Here is a 22,012-nt window from a genome sequence, read left to right as displayed (position 1 = left end):
ATGTCCGCATTGATGGCCCCGGTCATGATGGCGCTGCGCGCTTCGTTGCAGCAGCCCTGGACCGCGCTGCTGAAACTGGTGGGGTTCGTGATCGGCTTTGTCGGTTGCATCCTGATCCTTGCCTTCGTCAACTACGAATCGCACTACGACGCCTGGCTGAGCCAGGGCGACCGGATTGCGCGCGTCATCCAGATTCGCGATGTGAAAACGGGCCAGCGCTCGGTCAGCCCGCCGTACCCCTTCGCCGACGCCGCGCGCACGGACATCCCCGGCGTCGTCGCGACGGCGCGGATGCAGCCGTTGCGCATCATGCTTCAGCAGGGACAGGCGCGCTTCAATGAAGTCGCCCTGTTTGTCGACCCTGCGTTTCTGCAGGTGTTTGACGTCACGATCGACGCGGGTGCCAGCAATCCGCTGGAGAACCCCTATTCGGCGGTGCTGTCGCGGCGTGCCGCGTTCAAGTATTTCGGCCGTACCGATGTCGTGGGCAGCCGCTTGCTGCTGGGGGGCAAGCAGGAAGTGACGGTCACGGCCGTTATGCCGAACTGGCGCGCGGACTCGCACCTGTCGCCGGATGTGCTCCTGCCGTTGGAATCGTTCTTCCAGATGGCCAAGGAGAACGGCAACGTCGACCGCGAACGCATCACTGGCTGGGACAATTGCCAGTGCTATCCGACGTATCTGCTGTTTGACCGGGCCGACCGGTTCGCCGCAGCCGATGCCGCGCTGCGCGATACCCTGGTGCGCCACCAGGGCGAGGACTATGCCGCGCGACTGCCGCTTTTTCTGCAGCACGTGACCGACGCGTACCTGGACTCGAACAAGTACCGCACCTATCTGGACCACGCGAAGAAGGGCGATCGCGTACAGCTGCTCGTATTCCTCGCAATCGCCTTCGTATTGCTACTGATATCGGGCGTGAATTTCGCCAACCTCAGCGTGGCCGAGGCTACCCGCCGCGCCAAGGAAGTCGGAATGCGCCGGATTCTGGGCGCCACGCGCACCGACGTGAACGGACAGCTGATCGGTGAAGCCCTGGCATTTGCGACCGTCGCGCTCGTTCTCAGCTTTGGCGTCGCGGCCTTGCTGATCTCGCCATTTGCGTCATTTGTGGCGCGCCCCATTGCCGTCGATACGATTCTGGCGCCGATGGTCATCGGCCAGGTGGTGCTTGCCGCTGTGCTTGCAACGGCGGTGGCCGGCAGCGTTCCGGCGTTGCTGCTGTCCCGCGCCGAGCCCGTGGCGCTGCTGCGCGAGAGTGCGACGTCCGATGGACGCCTGCTCTCCGGCGGGCGCCTTCGCCAGATCATGGTGATGCTGCAGATCCTGGTGTCCACGGCGCTGATCGTGGGCTCGCTCGCGATCTATTCGCAGATTGCCTATGTGCGCCACCTGCCGCGCGGCTTTGTCATGGACGACAAGCTCGTCGTCAATGGCGAAGGTAGTCACGACGCCTTCGGCGAAATCAGCGCGCAGCTGGCGGCGTTGCCCACGGTGACGCGGGTGTCGATCGCCAACGCGCTACCCACCACGCAGACGCCCTCGCCACAGCAGTTGCTGCGCCAGGGCGCGGCGCCTACGGATGCGCGCGGTGTGGTGATCAACGACATCGACTTCGGATTCTTCAGTGCATTGGGCGTCAGGTCGGTTGCCGGACGCCTGTTCGATCCGAACTTCGGCTCCGACAGCTATCGCGTTCCCGACAAGGCTGACGAGGAGCGTGAGGTGAACGTGGTGGTGAACCAGGCCGCCGCGGCAGAACTGGGTTTTGCATCGCCCGACTTGGCCCTGGACCAGGTTGTCCGTGCCGCCGACAAGAACCAGGCTGCCCTGGCCATGCGCATCGTCGGCGTAGTGGAGAATATCCGCTACGGCAGCCCGAAGGAGGCTGTCCAGCCGATGGTCTACCGGGCGCGCGTCGACTGGAACGTCAACCGGCACGAGCCGCGTTTCTTCCTGGTGTCGTCGACGGATCCGGGCAACCCGCAGTTGCAGGAGAACGTGCGCCAGCTCTGGATCCGTCTGGTGCCCGGCTTCGTCAGCGATGCCACGCCGATGACGACTCGCCTGACCGGCCAGTTGCGCGGCGAGCAGCAGCAGTTCCGCATGGTGCTGATGTTCACGGGGGCAGCGCTGCTGATTTCCGTTCTGGGTGTGCTGGGCCTGGCGGCGTTCGTCATGCGCCGCCGCGCCAAGGAGCTGGCCGTGCGCCGCGTGGTCGGCGCATCGCCGTTGCAGATTGCGCAGCTGGTGTCGATGCAGCAGATGCGGCACATCCTGGTCGCCGTGGTGCTGAGCCTGCCCTTGTCGTACTGGATGATCCTGCGCTGGCTGCAGAATTTCGACCTGCGCGTGCCGGTGTCGTGGTCCTGGTTTGCCGGAGGCGCCCTGCTGAGCCTGTGCTGCGCCTTTCTATTGTTGCTGGCGTTTACCGCCCGGGTAGCGGCGGCCAGCCCGGTTCGCTACCTCAAAGACAGCTGAGCACACGAGATACTGTTTCGATCAGGAGTAGAAACGATGGATACCAACACGGATTTGCTGTATTTCGCCGTCATCAATCACGAAGAGCAGTATTCCATCTGGCCGGCCGACCGGGAGCTGCCGTCAGGGTGGAGCGCCGTGGGTGAGGCGCAGCCGCGCGAAGCGTGCCTGGACTACATCGAGAAGGTGTGGACAGACATGCGTCCGCTGAGCCTGCGAAAAGCGCTCGGCGAAGCGTAAGTCGCATGTCATTCGGGGGGAGGGCGCGGTTGACGCGAGGGAGTCGCGTGCGACCGTCGAAGAGGTCATCGGGCGGCCGTCGCCAGCTATGCCCGGCAGCAGCGCACAATGGTTCGCGCTGCGCGACATGCTGCCATCAATGCTGTTCGCAGCGGCGTTGAGCGCCGTCGCGGCCGCAGTTGGCATCTTCGTCATCGCCGAGATCGGCCGTTCGATTTCGGCATCCGCGCCGCGCATGGGATTTTGGTCCGCTGCACTCTTGCTGCTCGGATTGCTTGTCCTCAATACGTCGGCGCGCTACCTGCTCAGCACACTCGCCCAGGACGCCACGCTGCGGATTCGGCGTGACCTGATCACGCGGTTCATGGGGGCCTCGGTGCGGCGCATCGAGGAAATCGGTCCGCCGCGTGTCTATTCCGCGTTGACCGTCGATGCGTACCAGGTGGCGCACGCGCTCGCGAGCATTCCGATCGCTCTGTTCAGCACCCTGCTGCTGCTGTGCGGGATCGGCTACGTTGCCTATCTGTCATGGAAACTGGTGTTGTTTGTGCTCGGCGTCGCTGGCATCGGCGTAGCCGTCTCGGTGGTGTTCCAGCGCCGTGCGGCGCGGATTCTCAATGACGAGCGCCACACCCAGGACAGCCTGATCGAGGCCTACGAAGCGCTGGCCTACGGCAAGAAGGAGTTCATGCTCAGCGAGCGTCGCCGCTCGCGTTTCCTGCATCGCGACATGGAGAGCCTGCTGGAAACTATCCGGCGTGCTGTGGTGCGGTCTGATCTGCACTGGGAAATTTCGGGGCAGTGGACCGAGATCTTCCTGTTGCTGCTGCTGGTGATGATGGTCAGCCTGCCGTCGGCGCTGCTGGGCCTGGACAAGGCGGTGCTTGCGCAGACGTTGCTTGTCACCTTTTACCTGCGCGGGCCGGTTGGAAGTCTGATCAATGTGATGCAGCGCTTCACTTATGCGCGCGTGGCCTTGCGACGCCTCGACGAACTCGTGTTGGACGATGACACCACACCGCAGACGCCGGTACCGGTCGCCGAGTCCATCGAGCTGCGCGGCGTGGGCTTCAGCTACCGCGATGAACGCGCACGCCCGCTATTTTCGGTCGGCCCGATCGACCTGGTCGTGCGTCGCGGCGAAGTCACGTTCATTACCGGAGGCAACGGCAGTGGCAAGTCCACGCTGTGCAAGCTGATCTGTGGTCTCTACGCACCGGAGTCGGGACAGCTGCTGGCTGATGGCAACCCCGTCGCGTCGGCACTCCACCTGAGGGAGCGGTTTGCCGCGTTGTTTTTCGACTATTTCCCGTTCCCTACGCTTCCGTTGTCCGTGGAGCACCTGACTCCGGGACGGCGTGCGGCGATCGAGACACTGCTTGCCGATTTCGGACTAGACGGCAAGACAGCACTGCAGGGCAATCGCTGGAGCCAGACGCGTCTTTCCACCGGCCAGCGCCGGCGGCTTGCGCTGATATCGACGCTGGCCGAAGACAAGGACATCTATCTCTTCGACGAACCGGCGGCCGACCAGGACCCGCACTTCCGACGGTTTCTGTACACGCAGGTGATTCCCGCCCTCAAGCGGGAGAACAAGGCAGTCATCGTCGTCAGTCACGACGAGGCCTTCTTCGCGACGGCCGATCACCTGTACGTACTGTCCGACGGCCAGTTCCGCCGCTCGCGGGAAGACGTGGCGTCGCCGGTTGCCGAAGGGGATCGCTGGCAGATTCCGGCAGCGCTTGCGATCGATCCCGCCGAGGGCGCCGCTTCTCCCTCCACCACGGAGGAACCGTCGTTGCCGACGCTGCTACGGGGCCGGCCGGGTTCCCGGCGTGTCGCAACGGTGCTGGCGATGGGCCTGGTCCTACTGGCGGCTGCGATCCCGAACCTGGGCACGCGTGGTGTGGAAAGCACGGACGATGTCGCGGTCGGGCGCGCGGCCCAGCGCTACCTGGCGACGTGGCTCGGTGAGCAGCAACCGCACCCGACCGGCAGCCTCCGCAACGACGCGATGGCAGACCGGCTTGAGAACGATCTGCGCCTGGCGGGTTTCTCCGTCGAGAATCAGCGCGCCACCGATTGCGACACGCGCCAGTGTGTCTCGCTGCGCAACATCATCGCCAGCCGGCTGCCTGACTCGTCGCGTCCGGCCCTGGTTATCAGTGCGCACTACGATTCCGCGCCGGCTGGCCCCGGCGCCGCCGACAACGGGCTGGGCGTGGCGGCCGTCATGGCATTTGCCCAGTCCAGCTTTGTGCGCGAGAACGTGACGCAGAACCTGATTCTTCTGTTCACCGATGCCGAAGAGCAGGGAGCGCGGGGCGCCAAGGCCTTCGTCAACCAGCACCCGCTGGCGAATCGGGCGGGCTATGTCGTCAACCTCGACTCGCTCGGCGCGGCGGGCCCCCTGGTGGCTTACGACCTGGGAGCCATCCCGGCGACGACGTTTGCCGTGGCATTGAAATCGGCGGCTGGCCTGTCCTACAGCGGGGCGATTGGCGCGTTGTACCGGCTGATGCCGAACACGACCGACCTGTCCGTCTATTCCCGCGCGGGAATCGCGGGTGTTTCCCTGGGCCACGTCGTGGGCGACGGTGGCTATCACCTGTCCGGCGATCGCCTGGAGCGCCTGGACGAAGCGCAGTTCACACGGCTGGCCGCAGTGCTGCGTGCGTCCGCGCACACGTACTGGAATTCGGCGCCTCTCCCGGCGGGGTTGCCCGCCGTCATTGGCGCCCGCGTTGCCGGTATCCACCTGTGGATGCCGGTAGCCGTGATGTGGGGGCTGCTGCTGGTCGCTATCGCAGTCATAGCATTCACCGCTCGTCGCTGGCAGCCGCACCAGCTGGCCGCGCTGGGACTGCGGACACTGTGGACGCTCGGTGTCGTATCTGTCGCGCTGGTGGCGGGAGCGGCGTTCGACGCTGCAGCGCAAGCCCTCGGTATCAGTGCGCCTGTCATTCGGATGGGCTGGCCGATTGTTTCGGCCGTGGCGCTGGCCGCTGCCCTGCGATTTGCCGGGCAGTCGGAATACGCCACGCCGGCGAACGCCTGTGTCCTGTCGCTCGTGGCACTCCTGCTGTCGTGGTTCGCGCCCGGACTGGCTCTGCCGGTCGTGACTGGAACGGTATTCTTCGTGCTCGCCTGGCGCTACCTGCCGCAGTATCCGCTGGTGGCGCCGGCGTTGGCGTTCGTCGCCAGCTGGCCCTTGCTTCAGGATGCCATCGTGCAGGTGGCTGGTGTTTCCCGGCTTCCTGCTCCGGGCCTGGGCGCTGCGCTCTGGCTCGTGGTGTGGTTGCCCTGGAGCGGTTCCGGTCGCGTCGCGATGCCGGCGACCCGAGGCTTCGCGATGTTGGGAGCGCTGGCTGCCGCTGTCGCCGTGCAGTTCTTCGCCGTCAGTCAGCTGGATAGCCGCGACACGCCGACATACAACACCGATCGCATCGTGCGGCGTGATTCGAACCAGGCCTATGAATCCGTGCGCGGTGACAGTGCGACGATTCCCGATGGGTTTGAACGCCGCGACGCCGCGCTGTTTCCCTGGAGCGGTGAGTCGTCTCAGGTATTCCGTCGTGTGGAGTGCTGTGGCGCGATCGAGCGGCTGGGACAGTTCGAAGTGCGTTCGCGCACGCTGCGTCTCACGCTCGCATCCCACAGGGGGGCCAATTCCCTGACGATTGCCGTTCCCTCACCGGCGCAGCTGCGCGCAATCGTGCTGGACGATGGCCAGCGGATCGACGCGACGGGTCTCATCAAGACGGGCGGTTACCAGCTTTTCGTCCTGCGCGATGGCCTGGATGTGCGCCGCACGCTGACGCTGGAATTCGTCGGTGCCGCTGCCTTGCCGGAAGACGTGTACGTCGCGGTTGAGTCCTATGTGGACACCGCGGCGACGCGCCCGTCCGGATTCACTTCGTCGCATCTGCCGGACCGTGTGCTTGTCGTCGACACCGTCGCGACAGGCTTTCTCCCTTTGCCAGGAACCGCGCCATGAGTAGTGCCTTCGACAGCCATCGCGAACTGTCGCCCGAATCCGAACGGTTCGCGCGCTATCTGGCGGAGCAGCCGTTCGCCTCTGGCCCCCTGGTGCCCGGTCGCGGCATGCCCCATTTGCACGACTGGTCCGTGGACCAGCCGGTTCCGCTCCTGGTCGGCACGCCGTTCCTGGAGCGCCTGGAAGAGGTCACGCGCCAGGCGGGTCGCCTGATCGTCGGCATGCCGTTGCGCCTGGTCCGGGCGGCGCCATCGCTGGCGGCGCGGTTCTGGGGTATGACCGATGCCGAAACGGCGGTCAAGGTGCTCGACGTGCCGTCGTGCTATGACGACGAGGTCTACCGGCTGGACCTGATGTACGGGGACGACGGGTTCAGGATTCTCGAAGCCAATATGGGCGCTGGTGCCAGCGGCTTCTACGCGCAGGCCTGGCTGCCGATCTATCTCGACACGCCGGTCACGGCGCAGTACCTGGAGCGCCAGGGTCTTTCCCTGCGTTGCAAGGACACCGTTGGCTATCTCTTCGACCACGTCGCGAAGATCTGCCGGCGACAGCCCGATGTTGCCGCTGGTGGTCGCGCTGGCCTGGCGATGCTCGTCGATCCCCGGTTCCGGGAGTTCGCCAGCGTGCACGTGGCGAGATGGTTTGCCGAGGCGGCGCAGCGGTTGGGCATGGAATGTGTCACGTCGACGATCGTCGACGAATCTGAACTGACCTACGGGCCCTCGGGCGTGACCTGCAATGGCCAGCCGGTGCACGTGCTCGTCCGGAATGACGGGCAAGGCGTGTCGCGCCAGACATTTGCTGCCTGCACGGCGGGGCATCTGGTCGCCTTCGACGGTCCCACGAGTTTCTTCTCCGGCGACAAGCGCACCTTCGCGCTGATGACGGCCATGCGCGACGATGCCTGGTTCACGCGCGACGAAATCGGCGTGATTGATGCGCTGATTCCGTGGACAAGCCTGATGTTGCCGGGGCCGGTCCGATTCGAAGACGCCGAGCACGATCTGCGCGAACTCGCGCTGAGCCAGCGTGAACGCTTCGTCCTGAAGCCGGCGCGCGACTACGGTGGCCGCGGTGTCGTGCTGGGACGCTATTCGGACGCCGCAACCTGGCAGGCCCGCATCGACGCTGCGCTGGGCGATCACCAGTGGCTGCTGCAGCAGTGCGCGTCGTCCAAGCCCTATGTGTTCCATCATCCGGAGACCGGCTATTCCGACCACGACGTGGTATGGGGCGCGTTCATCGTGGGCGGCACGCCGGCCGGGGGAACGATCCGCATGAAGCCCCGTTCGCTGACCGACGGCGTCATCAATGTCGGCCGCGCCGGCCAGGAAGGGTTGTTCTGCCTGCATGACTGATCGCCGCGCCGCGGTCGCGCAGGCCGCCACATTGGTCACCTGCCTGGAAGCGAGTGTGCGCCGTTCGCCGGATCAGACGGCATTCCGGTTTCTGCGCGATGGCCTGGTTGTCGACACCGAGCTGTCCTGGCGCGACCTGTGGCAGCGCAGCGTCGCGCTGGCGCAGCAATTGCGCGATCAGGACCTGTACGGCAGGAACGTACTGCTGGCGTTCCCGCCCGGGCTGGAGTTCGTCGTGGCATTCGTGAGCTGCCTGATGGCCGGCGCCGTTGCGGTACCGATGCCGGTTCCGCGCAAGCCGGAGCAGTGGCGGCGGTTGGCGGCGTTGCAGGGAAGCGCACGGATCGACGCCCTGCTCGGTGTCGATGGGGATCGCGCAGCGTTTGGGCAGTCTGCTCTGGCGTCGCTGCCACGGATCGACGTCGATCTGTCTGCACCGCCGGCGCAGGATGGTGTGATCGACTGGAGGTTACCGGAAGGCGATACCCTGGCTTTTCTCCAGTTCACCTCCGGCTCGACGTCGCAGCCGCGTGGCGTGCGCGTCACTCACGCCAACATCCTCGCTAACCAGCGCCGGATCACCGACGCGTTTGCGACACATCCGGACAGCGTCGGCGTGAGCTGGTTGCCGATGTTCCATGACATGGGGCTGATCGGCACGGTGCTGAACCCGATCTATGCCGGATTTCCGATGACCTTCATGGCGCCGGCCGCATTTCTGCGCCAGCCGGAATGCTGGCTGCAGGCGATTGCCCGGTTCGGCGCGAGCGTCAGCGGGGCGCCGAGCTTTGCCTATCGCCTGTGCGTGGAACGCGCTGATCGATGTGGAGAACTGGATCTTTCCCGTTGGGTAACGGCCTTCTGCGGTGCAGAGCGCATCGATGCGTCCGTGGCGGCCGCGTTCACGCGACGCTTTGCCGCGCAGGGCCTTCCGGGCGATGCCTTTGTACCGTGCTACGGCCTGGCGGAAGCGACACTTTTCGTCAGCGGTGGCCCGCCCGGGCGCCAGTTCGTGGCCGAGTCGATTCGCGCGGAGGCGCTGGCCGAGGGCCGCGCTGTTGTCGCCGACGACGGGCAGGGCATGGCGCTGGTGAGTTGCGGCCAGGTCACCGGTGAGGACTCCGTGGCGATCGTGGACGCAACCGGAACACGCCTGGAAGCACGCCGCGTCGGCGAGATCTGGGTGCGGGGCCCGTCGGTGGCCCACGGATACGCCGGTGCGGCGCGCAGCGATACGGGCTTTGCGCAGGTCACCGCCGATGGCGTCGGCGATTGGCTGGCCACGGGTGACCTGGGCTACTTCACGGAAGCCGGCGAACTCTTCGTATGCGGACGGCGCAAGGAGCTGGTCATCGTTCGCGGCCGTAACCTCTATCCGCACGATATTGAGCAGGTGGTCTGCGCCGCCGTGCCCGGCCTCGACCCGGCCGCGTGCGCGGCGGTGGCCGCTGCCGACAATGGACAGGAGTGCCTTGCGGTCGTCGCCGAATGGCGACGCGGAGCGACGCGCGACGCCGTGGATGCCGTTCGCGCGATTCGCGCCGCGGTGGGTGAGGCGTTTGATGTCGCAGTGCCGCTGGTGCGCCTCGTCCGCGCCGGCAGCTTGCCGCGAACGACCAGTGGCAAATTGCAGCGCGGACGTATCGCGGCCGAATGGACGGCAGCGCACGCGCCGACAGCGCGCGCCGCTGCGCGTCGACCGGCCGAATCAACGCCGGAGCGGGCGCTTGCCGATGCCATGGCAGCAGTGGGCATCGCGGCGGAACAGGTGGATTTTGCGGCATCTGCGGCAGAAAACGGATTGGACTCGCTGGCCGTGCACCAGGTGCAGTCGTGGCTGCTGGAACAGCGCGGACTGCACCTGGATGCGACGTCGCTGGCCGGTGCGGTCTGCCTCGCGCAGGCCGCCGCCGCGGTGCGGTCAGCAGCGGAGGCACCCGCTGTACCGGCAGATTCTTCCAGCCGGCTGTCGGCCAATCAGCAGGCGCTGTGGTTCGACCAGCTCCGCCGGCCGCACTCGGCGGAATTGACGCTCTGCGTGGTTCTGCGCCTGGCAAGTAGCCTGTCGCATGAGCGGATCGAGCAGGCGTTTACTGATTTCCTGGCGGCTCATCCCCTGTTGCGGATGAACGTGCACAGCACCGCGGATGGCCCATCCTGGAAACGCGCCGACTCGGCCCCGCGTGCGTTCTTCGTCCATCCGCACGCCGACGCCGCGGAACAGGGCTCGATCCTTGCCGGAATGGCGCTGGATCCGGCGACGGATGCGTTGTTCCGCCTGCACTACCTGCCCGGTTTGCAGGGCGATCATCTGATCGTGCAGGCGCATCACCTGGTTACGGATGCCACGTCGCTATGCCATGCGGTGCGTGAATTGGCACTGCGTTATCACGGTTTCGACGTTTCAAATGTGGCGCCGTACGCCGAGTTCGTCGGCGCGCAGCAGGCTCTGCTCGCGTCGCCGGCCGGCGCAGCCATGCGTCACTACTGGCACGAACGACTGGTCGATTTTCCGACGCCCGCGCAGTGGCCGGGTGCGGCGGACCTGATTTCCGCTGCCGGACCGACTTGCCGTCTCGACGCGGACGTGAGCGGCGCGCGATGGCTGCAGGCGGCACGTCGCAGTGGTTCGATGCTGAGCGTGGCGGTGGCTGCCGTCGGGGCGGTCGTCGCGCGCTGGACGGGCCAGTCCCGGGTAGCGGTCTGTGCTCCGCTGGCAGGCCGCGCTGCGCGCTTTTCCGTCACCCAGGGCTACTGCGTCGAACCGGCACCGATCATCGTGGACCTGTCCGGTGGTGCGTCGTGGGAAACACTGGTCAGCGAGGTGCACGCCCAGTGTGCAGGCGCGCAGGCCAATTCCTTTGCTGCCGCGCCACCGCTTGGCGGGTCCGCAGCGGATCCGCTGCAGATCCTCGTCAACGTGCTGCCGGCCCTGCCCAGTGGTGGTTTCCGCCCGGATAGAAACACCTACGAATTGGCCGGGTGGCGCTTCGACGCGTACGAGCCGCTCGCGGCGCAGCGACGGCCTCACTACGCCGTCACCGTCGTGGCGACGGATGACCGGATCACGCTTGCCGTGGATTACCGCATCGATGCGATGTCCGAGCCGCTCGCGCGTGCGCTGACGGACAGTCTGTGCCGGCTGCTCGCCGGAGACGCGACCCACGCCACTGACATTCGGGATGCTGTCGTGATTCCGGAAACGCTCTGGAGCGTGCAGCGACCGGACGACGCACTGCCAGCGCATGGCGATGCGACCTGGTTGACCATCATTGCGCGACAGGTCGAGCGCCAACCCGACGCGACGGCTATCGTCTTTGGCGACACGCGCCTGAGCTACGCTGCGCTGTACCGCTGGGCGCTGGCGATTGCGGCGGATCTGCGAAACCGCGGTGTCGCACGCGAACAGCGCGTCGGTGTGCGGATGCAGCGCAGTCCCGCACTGGTCGCTGCGCTCCTGGGCGTGATGCTGGCCGATGCGGCCTATGTGCCGGTCGACCCGGCGTATCCGCCGGACCATAGTGCGCGGATCGTGGCCGACGCGCGGCCGGTGCTGCTGCTGACCGACGCAGGTGGCGTGCCCTGCGGGACGGGATCGTTGCCGACGCTCGAAATCGGCAGCGCGCCATCGTCGGACAGCGCGGCGGGCGTCGTGATGTGCCCGCCCGCCGAGCAGGTGGCCTATGTCATCTACACCTCGGGCTCCACGGGCGTTCCCAAGGGCGTGTGCATCCGGCACGGTGCCGTGGAGGCCCTGTTGCAGTGGGCCCAGGTGCACTATCCGCAGAATCTGTGGAAAGGTCTGGCCGCCACGACATCGGTCTGCTTTGATCTTTCCGCCTTCGAACTGTTCGGCACGTTGTATTGCGGCGGAACGATTCACTTGCAGGCGCATGCGCTGGCCATCACGGCCTCGGCGCACGAACTGCGCTTTATCAACACCGTGCCGTCGGCGCTGCGTGAGCTGCTGCTGTCGGGCAACCTCCCGGCCGGCGTCGAGACCGTCAACGTCGCGGGAGAGCCACTGAGCGATTCGCTGGTCGAGCTGATGCGCAAATCCCGTCCCGGCACGTGCCTGTTCAATCTCTACGGTCCGACGGAAGACACCACGTATTCGACTGTGGCACGCGTGGACGATGTGGAAGGCAGTCCCTCGGTTGGCCACGTCCTGCCGGGAAGCGAGGCCTGGATCCTCGATGCGTCGCTGCGGCCGGTTCCGCGGGGCGGCGTCGGTGAGCTGTACCTGGCGGGGCGCGGCCTGGCGCGGGGATACTTTGCCGCACCGTCGCGCACAGCCGAGCGGTTCGTGCCGCATCCATTTGCGCGGCGGCCCGGCGATCGCCTGTATCGCACCGGCGACCTGGCGCGCCTGCTGCCGGACGGCCGCATCGATTTGCGCGGCCGCAACGATCACCAGATCAAATTGCGCGGTTTCCGGATCGAGCTGGGCGAGATTGTCAGCGCGCTGGAACGTCAGCCCGGCGTCGAGGTGGCGGCGGCTGTGCTGCGCCAGGGCAGGGACGGGGCGAGTGCGCACATTGCGGCATTTGTACAATCTGCCGTGGCGCAGGGCATGGCGCTGCGTCGCGCGCTCGCCGCACAGCTGCCCGACCACATGGTGCCGCAGACGATCGCCGTCATGCCCCAGCTGCCGCTGGGCCCGAACGGCAAGATCGACCGTAGCGCGCTGGCGTCCCTGGAGGATCCAGCTGCTGCGCCGGTGACGTGGGAGACGCTGTCGCCGACGGTGCAGGAATTGGGCCGCGTATGGGAAGGACTGCTGGGGCACCGCGACTTTGACGCCGTCTCGGACTTCTTCAGCGTGGGCGGACATTCCCTGATGGTGCTGGAGCTGGGGCGCGCCATCGGGAAAACCTGGAGCGTCCAATTGGACATCGCCCAGTTGTTCGGCGCCCGTACCCTGGAGCAGCAGGCCAGCATGATCGATCGCCTTCGCGCAGTGGAGCGGATCCGACGCGACGTCGCGGACACGACACCGGAAGGAATCCTTGAGCTATGACCCTCGATGAACTCCTGCATGCGCTGGAGGAACGCGGCCTGCGGCTGGATCATGTGGAAGGGCGGCTGCGCGTCCTGGGCGATACCACCTGCGTCGACACATCCCTGCGCGAGGCGTTGCTGGCGCACAAGGCAACGCTGATTGCGCTGCTGGGAGAGCAGTCGTCGTCGCCCACGGACGAAACGCAGCGCCCCTGCGAGGCGCCGTTGACGCCAAACCAGGTGGGCATCCTGCGCAGCCAGCTGGCCGCGCCGGCGTCCACGGCCTACCACATGCCGTTTGCCGTCCGCCTGCGTGGTGACCTGCGCGTCGCGGTGCTCCGCGAAGCCTTGCTGGACTTGCTGCGCACGCATTCGACGCTGCGCATGCGCTACGCCGTCGATGGCGATGCTTTCGTGCAGAGCGAGATCGACCCCGTTGCCGTTCCGCTCGACGTCGAGACGGTGGACGGCGCGGATGCCTCCGCCATCGAGCAGACCGTCGCACGCATCGTTGCCGAGCCGTTCGACCTGGCAGCGGCGAATGTTTTCCGGGCGCGATTGGTTCGTTGCGGCGTGGACGATCACATCCTGGTGTGTGTCGTGCACCACATCGCGGCTGACGGTTGGTCGGCGCAGATTCTCAAGCGGGATCTGGTGCGCGCCTACGACGACCGCGTTGCCCAGCGTCGACCGGCAGCGGCACCGGCGGTGCGGTTCATCGACGTGGCGCTGCGCGTAGAGCGGCATCGCCGGGCACGCGAAACCGACGACGCGGCTTTCTGGCGCGGCTATTTCGAAGGACTGGTACCGGCACCCTGCGCCTATGCGCCCGACGCCGGTCCGGCCCGTGTGAACGAAGTGGTGTTCGCACTGCCGACGGCGCTGGCTGCGGCTATCGCCCGCTGCGCCGCTGCGCTGGGCGTTACGCCCTACCAGTTCCTGCTGGCAGCGCTGGGCGTCGTACTATGCCGGATGAGCGGGCAGGGCGACGGCGTGATCTGCCGCCCCCAGAACAATCGCATTCACGCCGGCGACGAAGGCGTTGTCGGCCTGTTCCTGGACGCCTTGCCCCTGCGCATCCGCAGTGCCGACGCCCCGACGTTTGCACAACTGGTTGCGCGCGTGGCGGACGATGTCGTGGCCACATCGGCGCATGCCGGCTTCTCGCTGGCGCAGATTCTCGACGTTGCGCCGTTCCCGGCGTACGGATCCCACCATCCGCTGCAGCAGGTGGCGCTCAACTATCTGGATTTTGCGCAAGAGCCGCTGACGCTCTCGGGATTGTCCGTGAGTGACGTGGCAGTGCCGGTGTCCGACGGGAAATTTGCGCTCAATATTTATGTGCAGCGCGCGCAGGACGCGCTGAACGTTAGCTACCACGCGCGTAGCGATCAGTTTGGAAAGTCTGCCGTTGCCCGCCTTCACGGGAATCTTGCAGCGGTGCTGGAGGCCGTCTGCACCGATCCTGCCGTGTCGATTGGAAAGATCGCATTGCCGGCGGCTGCCGCGACAGCGCCCCGGTATGCGTCGCCGACGCAGGAACCGACCGATGTGCCGTCGTTGTTCCGTCGCACCGTTGCGCAGCGGCCGGACGCCATTGCGTTGGTCAGCGCGGACGGGATAGTCAGCTACCGCCAGTTGCAGCACCAGGTGGATGCACTGGCCGTGCAGCTGCTCGCACTGCATGCCTCGGCATCGGCGATCGTCGTCATTCTCGCGCGTCGCGACGTCCGGTTGCCCGTGGCGATGTTGGCCTGCCTGCAGAGCGGGCTGGTTTACACCGTCGTCGACGCCGATGAGATTTCCGGTCGCGGTTTGCGGCGCGTGGCGGATTTGCCGACGGCCGCATGGATCTGTACCGACGAGACACTGCGGCCGCGTGTACCGGACGCGTCGGTCCCGTGCCTGATGGTGGGCGAATGTGCAGAGGCCAGTGATGGCGCGTGGCCCATCCTGCATCCGGACCAGCCGGCATGCCTGACCTTTACATCGGGCAGCAGCGGGCGTCCGCGCGGTGTGCTGGGCCGGCATGCGTCGTTGACGGGGCATCTGGCGCATCTGCGCGCCCGATTCAACATCGCAGACGCTGACCGTTTCGCCATGCTCGGCGGGTTGATGTCCGATCCGTTGCAACGCGACGTGTTCACGCCGCTCTGCACGGGGGGAAGCCTGGTCATTCCCGACGCGGAGACCCTGGTTCCCGGCCGCCTCGGCCCGTGGCTCGCGGCCCAGCAGGTGACGATCGCCAACCTGACGCCCGGCTTGGCTCGTTACGCGACGACGGACAATCCGGACGGCATGTGCGCGGCGGCACTGCGCTGGGTGTTTCTGTGTGGCGACCAGTTGCGTTGGCGCGATGTGGCAGCGCTTCGAACGCTGGCGCCGCGGTGCGGCGTGGTCAATCTCTACGGCATGACCGAGACACAACGCGCCCTGAGCGAGTATGTGTGCGTGGAACCGGGCGAGCCCTGGCGCGCGTGCGCAGACGGCGTTGTGCCGTTGGGCAGCTGTGGCGCCGGTACCGCCCTGGTGGTACGCACGGCGGACGGACAGGTGGCCGGCTACGGCGAACCGGGGGATATCACCATCGAGAGCCCGGACCTGGCCCTGGGCTATCTCCATGCGTCCGCCGCCACGGCGCTGCGCTTCGTTCCCGCTGCGGACGGCCGTCGTGCGGTGCGCAGCGGCGACCGGGGCCGCACCCTTCCCGACGGCAGCATCCAGTACCTGGGGCGTGCAGACCAGCAGGTCAACATCGGCGGTATGCGATTCGCGCCTGCCGAGGTGGAGGCCGTAGCAGTCGGCTGGCCGGACGTGGCCCAGTGCCGCTGCGTGGTGGAATGGGATGCCGACGGCGACGCGTTCCTGACCCTGTACTGGACGGCGGCCGATGCGACGTTGTCATCCGATGTCCTGCGCCGGCGTCTGCAGCAATGCCTGCCGGCGACGATGGTTCCCACACATGTCGTCCCGCTGCCGGCGATGCCGCTGAATGCGGCGGGCAAGATCGACGCGGCGCGCCTGGTGCGTCCGCTGCCGGAAGCTGAAAACACCGTTGCACTGCCGCCGTTCGATGCCGCGGTCGCGGCGCTGTGGTCCGATGTGCTCGGCGTCCGTGTGCAGGACTTGCACCAGGACTTCTTCGCGCTCGGCGGGTCGTCTCTGTCGGCGCTACGCCTGTGCGAGCGCCTGGGCCACGTGTTCGGCGTTTCCTGTCCGGTGCTCGAACTGTTCGACGACCCCTCACTGCGGGGCTGTATCGCCCGGTTGCGCGATGGTGGCGCGGCGGTGGAAATGGTGCAGGCGTCCGGCTCGCCGTCGTTCGAATGTGCGCAAGCCGATCCGGCTGCGCCGTTCGGCCTGACCGAGGTCCAGCAGGCGTACTGGATTGGACGATCCGCCAGCCTCGCCGGTGGCGGGCTGGCGACGGCGGCCTATGTCGAGCTGGAGATCGATGCCGCGTTGGTGGATCGCGTGGCACCGGCGGTGTCGATGCTGATTGCCCGGCACCCGATGCTCCGGGCCATCGTGCAGCCGGACGGCCGACAGCGCGTGCTTTCGGCCGTGGGCGAGTATCAACCTGCGCTGCAGGACCTGCGTCATTGCGATGCCGACACCAGTGCGGCGCTGCGCCTGCAATGGCGGCAGCGCATGTGTGCGCACACGTTCGACCCGGCGCAGTGGCCGTTGTTTGATGTGCGGATTTCGCGCGATGAGGCGTATGCCACGGTGCATATGGCCGTCGACATGCTCATGGTCGACTTCTGGAGCGGGCGCGTCCTGGCCGATGAGTTCCGGCAACTGCTGCAACAACAGCCGCTGGCGCCGCCGTCGCGCTTCCACTTCGCGAACTATGTGGATTTCCTCGATCGGCGTCGCGACAGCGACGCCTACCAGGCGGCACGCCGCTACTGGCTGGCACGTGTCGACGATCTTCGGCTGGGGCCGGTGCTGCCAGCGGCGGCAACGCCCGCGCGCGCAGCGCAGTATCGTCGGCGGACACACACGCTGGATCACTCCGCATGGGCCCGGCTGGACGGCCGCGCCCGGGCGCTGGGCGTGACGAAGGCTGCTGTTCTGCTCACTGCCTATGCCCAGGTGCTGGCGCAATGGTCGGAGGAGCGCCGCTTCTCGATCATGCTGACGCTCTACGATCGTTCCGAGCTGCCGCCGGATGCCGCGCGCACGGTCGGCGATTTCACATCGCTGCTGCTGGTGGAATTGGAACTGCCTTCGGTCAGCTTCGCCGACCGTGTCCGCTACGTGCAGCGTCGCCTGGCTTGCGACCTGCAGCACCGCGCCTACGGAGCGGTGTCGCTGTTGCGCGAGCTGGGGCGCCGCCGCGGCGGCGGTGCGCCGGTGTTCGTGCCCTTTGTCTTCACCGATACGCTGGATCACGAAGCCGTGGCCGAAGACACCGTGTTGCGCGAGCGATTCCGTCACTCTCAGACCTCGCAAGTCTTCCTGGATCACACCACCTCCCGCGCGGCGGACGGCGTATGCCTGCATTGGAACAGCGTCGACGATGCATTCGCGCCGGGATTGGTCGATACCCTGTTCGCCGCCTACACGGCACTGATGGATCGCCTTGTCGATCCTGTGATGACGTGGGACACAGCTTCCACTGTCGCGCGGAGCGAGTCCCCGGCGGCGGCGTCCCCACTGCCACGGATTGAATCGGGATTCGTCCACCAGGCGCTTTCTCATCCCCAGCGCGTGGCCCTGATCTGCGGCGCTGAGCAGGTGACGTATGGACAGCTGCTGCAACGCAGTGCCGCGGTGGCGTGGCGCCTGCGGCAAACGGGCCTCGCGCGCGGCGAGACCGTGGCTGTCGTACTGGCCAAGAGCGTCGAGCAGATCGTTGCCGTCATCGCCGTCCTGTTGGCCGGAGGAGCCTATGTTCCCGTCGATCCGGCGTTGCCGGCGGCGCGGGTCAGGTCGATGCTCACCCAGGCGGCAGCGCGAATCGGAATCGTCGCTTCGTCGGACCAGGCATTGCCCGACGGCGTGGCGCCGTTGTGTATCGCCGATGTGGCCTGCTCCAGTACGCTCGCCCCCGAGGCATTTGCTGCGGACGCGGGCGACCCGGCGTACGTGATCTTCACCTCCGGCTCGACCGGAACGCCCAAGGGCGTCGTGATGGTGCACGCGGCGGTGACCAATACGCTGGTGGCCATCAATTCGCTGTTCGCGGTGACGTCCAAGGACCGGGTCTTCGGGCTGTCGTCGCTGAGTTTTGACCTTTCTGTCTACGACATCTTCGGTACCTTCGCCGCAGGCGCGGCGCTGGTGCTGCCGACGCACGACCAGGTGCAGCGCCCGGGCACCTGGCCGCAGCTGGTGCGTGCGCATAGCGTGAGCGTGTGGAACTCCGTACCGGCGTTGAACCAGATCCTGCTCGACGGTCTGGGCAGTTCAACGGATGGCTGGCCGCCTTCGCTGCGTCTGGTCATGCTCTCCGGTGACTGGATCCCGTTGGCATTGGCGCAGCGCCTGGTTGACCAGCCGGGCGTCGAGGCGATCAGCCTCGGAGGCGCCACCGAGGCGGCGATCTGGTCGATCTACCACCGCATCGAACACGTCGACCCGCAGTGGCGCAGCATTCCCTACGGCCAGCCGCTACCGAACCAGACCATTGAAGTCCTGCGCGAGGATGGTTCGCCGTGTCCGCCGCTGGTGCTGGGCGAGATCCATATCGGTGGAGCGGGACTGGCCCGGGAGTACTGCGGTGATCGTGCGCGAACGTCGCAGAGTTTCGTCGTCTATCCGGGCAGCGCGCGACGCCGGTACCGCACGGGCGACCTGGGGCGCGTCGACGCGCAGGGCAGGGTGGAACTGGTGGGTCGTCGCGATCATCAGGTCAAGATCGCCGGACACCGCGTCGAGCTGGGAGAGATTGAATCGACCTTGCGGCAGGCCGGTGCATTCGACTCGGCCATCGCCATCGTGCACGAGGAGGGCGGCGGGCGCCAACTTGTCGCCTTCGTCCTTGATTCGTCGCTGCCAGCCGACGCGGCACCGCGTCCGTTCGGGCGCGACGAACTGCAGGCGCTGCGCGAAGCGCTCGCTGTCCATCTGCCGACCTACATGTTGCCGCGCGACGTCATCGCGCTGGGTGCAATGCCGCTGTCGGGCAACGGCAAGGTGGATCGCGCCGCGCTGGCCAGGCTGGTGCCAGGGGCACCGGTACGTCCCGAAACGGACGTGCCGGCGCTGACCGATGCGGACCCCTACATTCGAGACATTGCGGCGATGTGGAAAGAGGTGTTGCCGGCGGCGACGGTATTGACCGCGCGCTCGGGTTTTTTCCTGGGAGGCGGCAGCTCGTTGTCGGCGATGCGGGTACTCAATCGCATCAACCAGCACTACGGCATCGTGTTGAGCATTGGTGAGTTCTATCGGCACGAATCCCTGGTGGAACTGGCTGGATTGGTGGAACGCAAACATTTGCTGGAAGCTGTGCGCCGGTCGACGGATGTGTCCGGCGAACTGGACGCGCTGGCGTTGGAGCAGGGGGAGTTGTGATGGATCTGAACGCACTGCTGGCGACGCTCAGGGATCGCCGGATCCGGCTGATTGCCGATGGCGAGAAACTCCGCTACGAGGCGCCGCCGGGCGCCGTGGACGCCCCGTTGCTGGCGGGACTCAAGGCGAACAAGTCCGCCTTGCTGTCGCTGATGGCCGACGGTTCCGCGGCGACCGCGTCGCCAGCGCTGGTCGCGCGAAGCGACCGTCATGCGCCGCGTCCATTGACCTGGCAGCAGGAGGCGCTCTGGTTCGCGGAGCGCCGCGAAGGCGGCTGTCGCGCCCTGCACCTGCCCATGGTCGTTCGCTTTGAGCGGGCGCCGGATGCGGCGCGGCTGGAAGCGGCGATGCGCCAGGTGATGCAGCGTCACGCCGAGTTGCGTTCCGTGTTCGTCGAATCGCCGTCCGGCTGGGTGCGGCAATCGCTGCCAGTGGAGTCCTTTTCGCTCGCGTGCGTGCCGCGCGGCGGCGTGCTGTCCGTTGACGATGCGCCGCTGGTGGCGGATCTGGGCGCATTCGTCGATGCTCCGTTCGACCTGACGCGTGCACCGCCGCTGCGTGCGCGCCTGGTACTGGGAGACACCGACGCCGTGCTGTGCCTGGTGGTGCATCACACCGCCGCGGATGCGGTAGCTGTCGGCATCGTCCTGGCTGAATTGTCCGCGGCCTATCAGGGCACTGTGCTCCCCGGCAGTGATGTCGCCTGTGACTACGGCGATTTCGCGCTCTGGCAGCGCCAGGCGCGCAATGCCGAGCAGGCGCGCGAGCAGGCCCAGTCCTATGTGCAGCGCCTGGGTGCCGTTCCGCCACTGCATACACTTTCGACGGACCATCCGCGCGGTGCGGTACGTGGGCACCGGTCAGGCAGGGTCATCCGGTTCTTGCCGGAATCACAGCTGGCGGCGTTGGAGCACCTGGCCGGGCAGTGTGGTGCCACGTTGTTCATGGCGTTGCAGACCGTGTACGGCCTGTTGCTGCGGCGCCACTCCGAGGACGCGGCGATCGTGATCGGCGTGCCGTTTGCCAATCGCATCCTGCCCGGCAGCGAACGCATCGTCGGTACCTTCGTCAATCTGTTGCCACTGCGCCTGGATGTCACGCTGGGTGACACCTTCCTGGGGCTGCTGGGCAAGGTGCGCGAATTCAACACGGACATCCACGGTTTCCAGGCCACGCCGTTCGAGCGGCTTGTCGAACACCTGGGAGCGCCACGCGACGCCAGCCACCATCCGCTGTTCCAGCTGACCCTAGGACTGCAACCCGGTGCCGCCCGGTTGGCACTCGGCGGCGAGGTCGGCAAGCCCTGGGAGCTGGACCGCGCGGTGTCCCAGTTCGACCTGGGGCTGGATATCACGCGTGATTCCGGTACGGTGCGCGCCCGTTGGGAATTCGACGCGGGATTGTTCGAGCGCGACACCATTGAACGTTGGGCCGATCAATTTGGTCAGCTGCTTTGCGAGGTGGTGGCCGCGCCGACGCGCGTACTGGCGCAGCTCTACGGTGACGTCGCCGTCAGTGCGGACGCCGCTGCGGACGCGATCCGCGAAACCCTGCCGCTGGGTACGCAATTCGAGACTGTCGCTGCCGCGCACCCGGTGCTCCCCGCGCTCGTCGTCGGAGAAGCACGCCTGGATTTCGCGGAACTGGATCGCCGTGCCGCGCTGCTGGCGCGATGGCTGTGCGGGGAGGGCGTGACGCCGGGTGCGTTTGTCGCTATTTCTACAACGCCTGTAGTGGAAACGTATGTGGCCCTCCTTGCGATCGTGAAAGCGGGCGCAGCCTACGTGCCGCTGGATCCGGCGAGCCCGGCCGAGCGTATCGGTTCCATGCTGGACGATGCCTCGCCGGCGCTGATCCTGGCCGATGCGGCCCTGCGTGCCCACCTTCCGGCCACGCCGATACGCGTGGTGGATGCGGCCGACGCATTGTTCGAGGCGGAAAAGGGAACATCCGGCGGCGCAACGCCTGTGCCGGTGACCGCGCCCTGCTCCCATCCGGCGTACGCTATTTTTACCTCGGGATCGACGGGGCAGCCCAAGGGCGTCGTCGTCAGCCACGCCGCCGTCGCCCGGCTGGCCGGCGCGGAATCGTGGCTGCGGCTGACACCCGGCCAGCATTGCCTGCAGTCGGCCACGCTGGCGTTTGATGCCGCGACCTACGAACTGTGGAGCACCTGGTTGCAGGGCGCCTGTGTCGTCGTCGCCGGCCGCGACACCCTGCTCAACCCGGTAGCGTTGGAGGCATTGATCCACAACGAACGCATCGATGCGGCATTCTTCACGACTGCGTTGTTCAATCGGCTGGCTGTTGCGTCGCCTGGTGTGTTTGCGAAACTCGGAACAGTACTGTTTGGCGGCGAGGCCGTCACGAATGCCTGTGTGGCCACGGCTGTCCAGGCGTGTCCACA

The 22,012-nt window shown here is 66.7% G+C and carries 7 protein-coding genes (1 of these 7 running past the window's edge); all 7 read left to right on the top strand.

Annotated features, from left to right (window positions below; genetic code table 11):
* Positions 1-2,481: an ABC transporter permease gene (locus N4264_RS16105; protein ID WP_261693258.1), complete on the top strand. Its 2,481-nt coding sequence runs from the start codon at positions 1-3 to the stop codon at positions 2,479-2,481.
* A 36-nt stretch (positions 2,482-2,517) separates the two neighbouring features.
* Positions 2,518-2,721, top strand: coding sequence for an MbtH family protein (locus N4264_RS16100; RefSeq protein WP_261693257.1), 204 nt, complete (start codon positions 2,518-2,520; stop codon positions 2,719-2,721).
* An 88-nt stretch (positions 2,722-2,809) separates the two neighbouring features.
* Positions 2,810-6,718 (top strand): cyclic peptide export ABC transporter, encoded by a 3,909-nt coding sequence (locus N4264_RS16095; RefSeq protein ID WP_261693256.1) that lies wholly within the window; start codon positions 2,810-2,812, stop codon positions 6,716-6,718.
* Positions 6,715-8,079 (top strand): ATP-grasp domain-containing protein, encoded by a 1,365-nt coding sequence (locus tag N4264_RS16090; RefSeq protein ID WP_261693255.1) that lies wholly within the window; start codon positions 6,715-6,717, stop codon positions 8,077-8,079. The genes N4264_RS16095 and N4264_RS16090 overlap by 4 nt, the downstream gene beginning before the upstream one ends.
* Positions 8,072-13,099 carry a non-ribosomal peptide synthetase gene (locus N4264_RS16085; protein ID WP_261693254.1) on the top strand — a complete coding sequence of 1,676 codons (5,028 nt, stop codon included), beginning with the start codon at positions 8,072-8,074 and terminating at the stop codon, positions 13,097-13,099. Before N4264_RS16090 ends, N4264_RS16085 begins: the two co-directional genes overlap by 8 nt.
* Entirely contained in the window at positions 13,096-19,605 is a 6,510-nt protein-coding gene (locus N4264_RS16080; RefSeq protein ID WP_261693253.1) for a non-ribosomal peptide synthetase, read from the top strand. Before N4264_RS16085 ends, N4264_RS16080 begins: the two co-directional genes overlap by 4 nt.
* Positions 19,605-22,012: the 5' portion of a non-ribosomal peptide synthetase gene (locus tag N4264_RS16075; protein ID WP_261693252.1), read on the top strand. The gene runs 2,224 nt beyond the window's last position; the window shows 2,408 of its 4,632 coding nt (coding positions 1-2,408); its start codon is at positions 19,605-19,607; the stop codon falls past the right edge of the window. Before N4264_RS16080 ends, N4264_RS16075 begins: the two co-directional genes overlap by 1 nt.

Source organism: Tahibacter amnicola (assembly GCF_025398735.1).
Taxonomy (GTDB): Bacteria; Pseudomonadota; Gammaproteobacteria; order Xanthomonadales; family Rhodanobacteraceae; genus Tahibacter; species Tahibacter amnicola.
The sequence above is the reverse complement of the archived record's forward strand: the minus strand, read 5'-3'. Positions and strand labels throughout refer to the sequence as shown.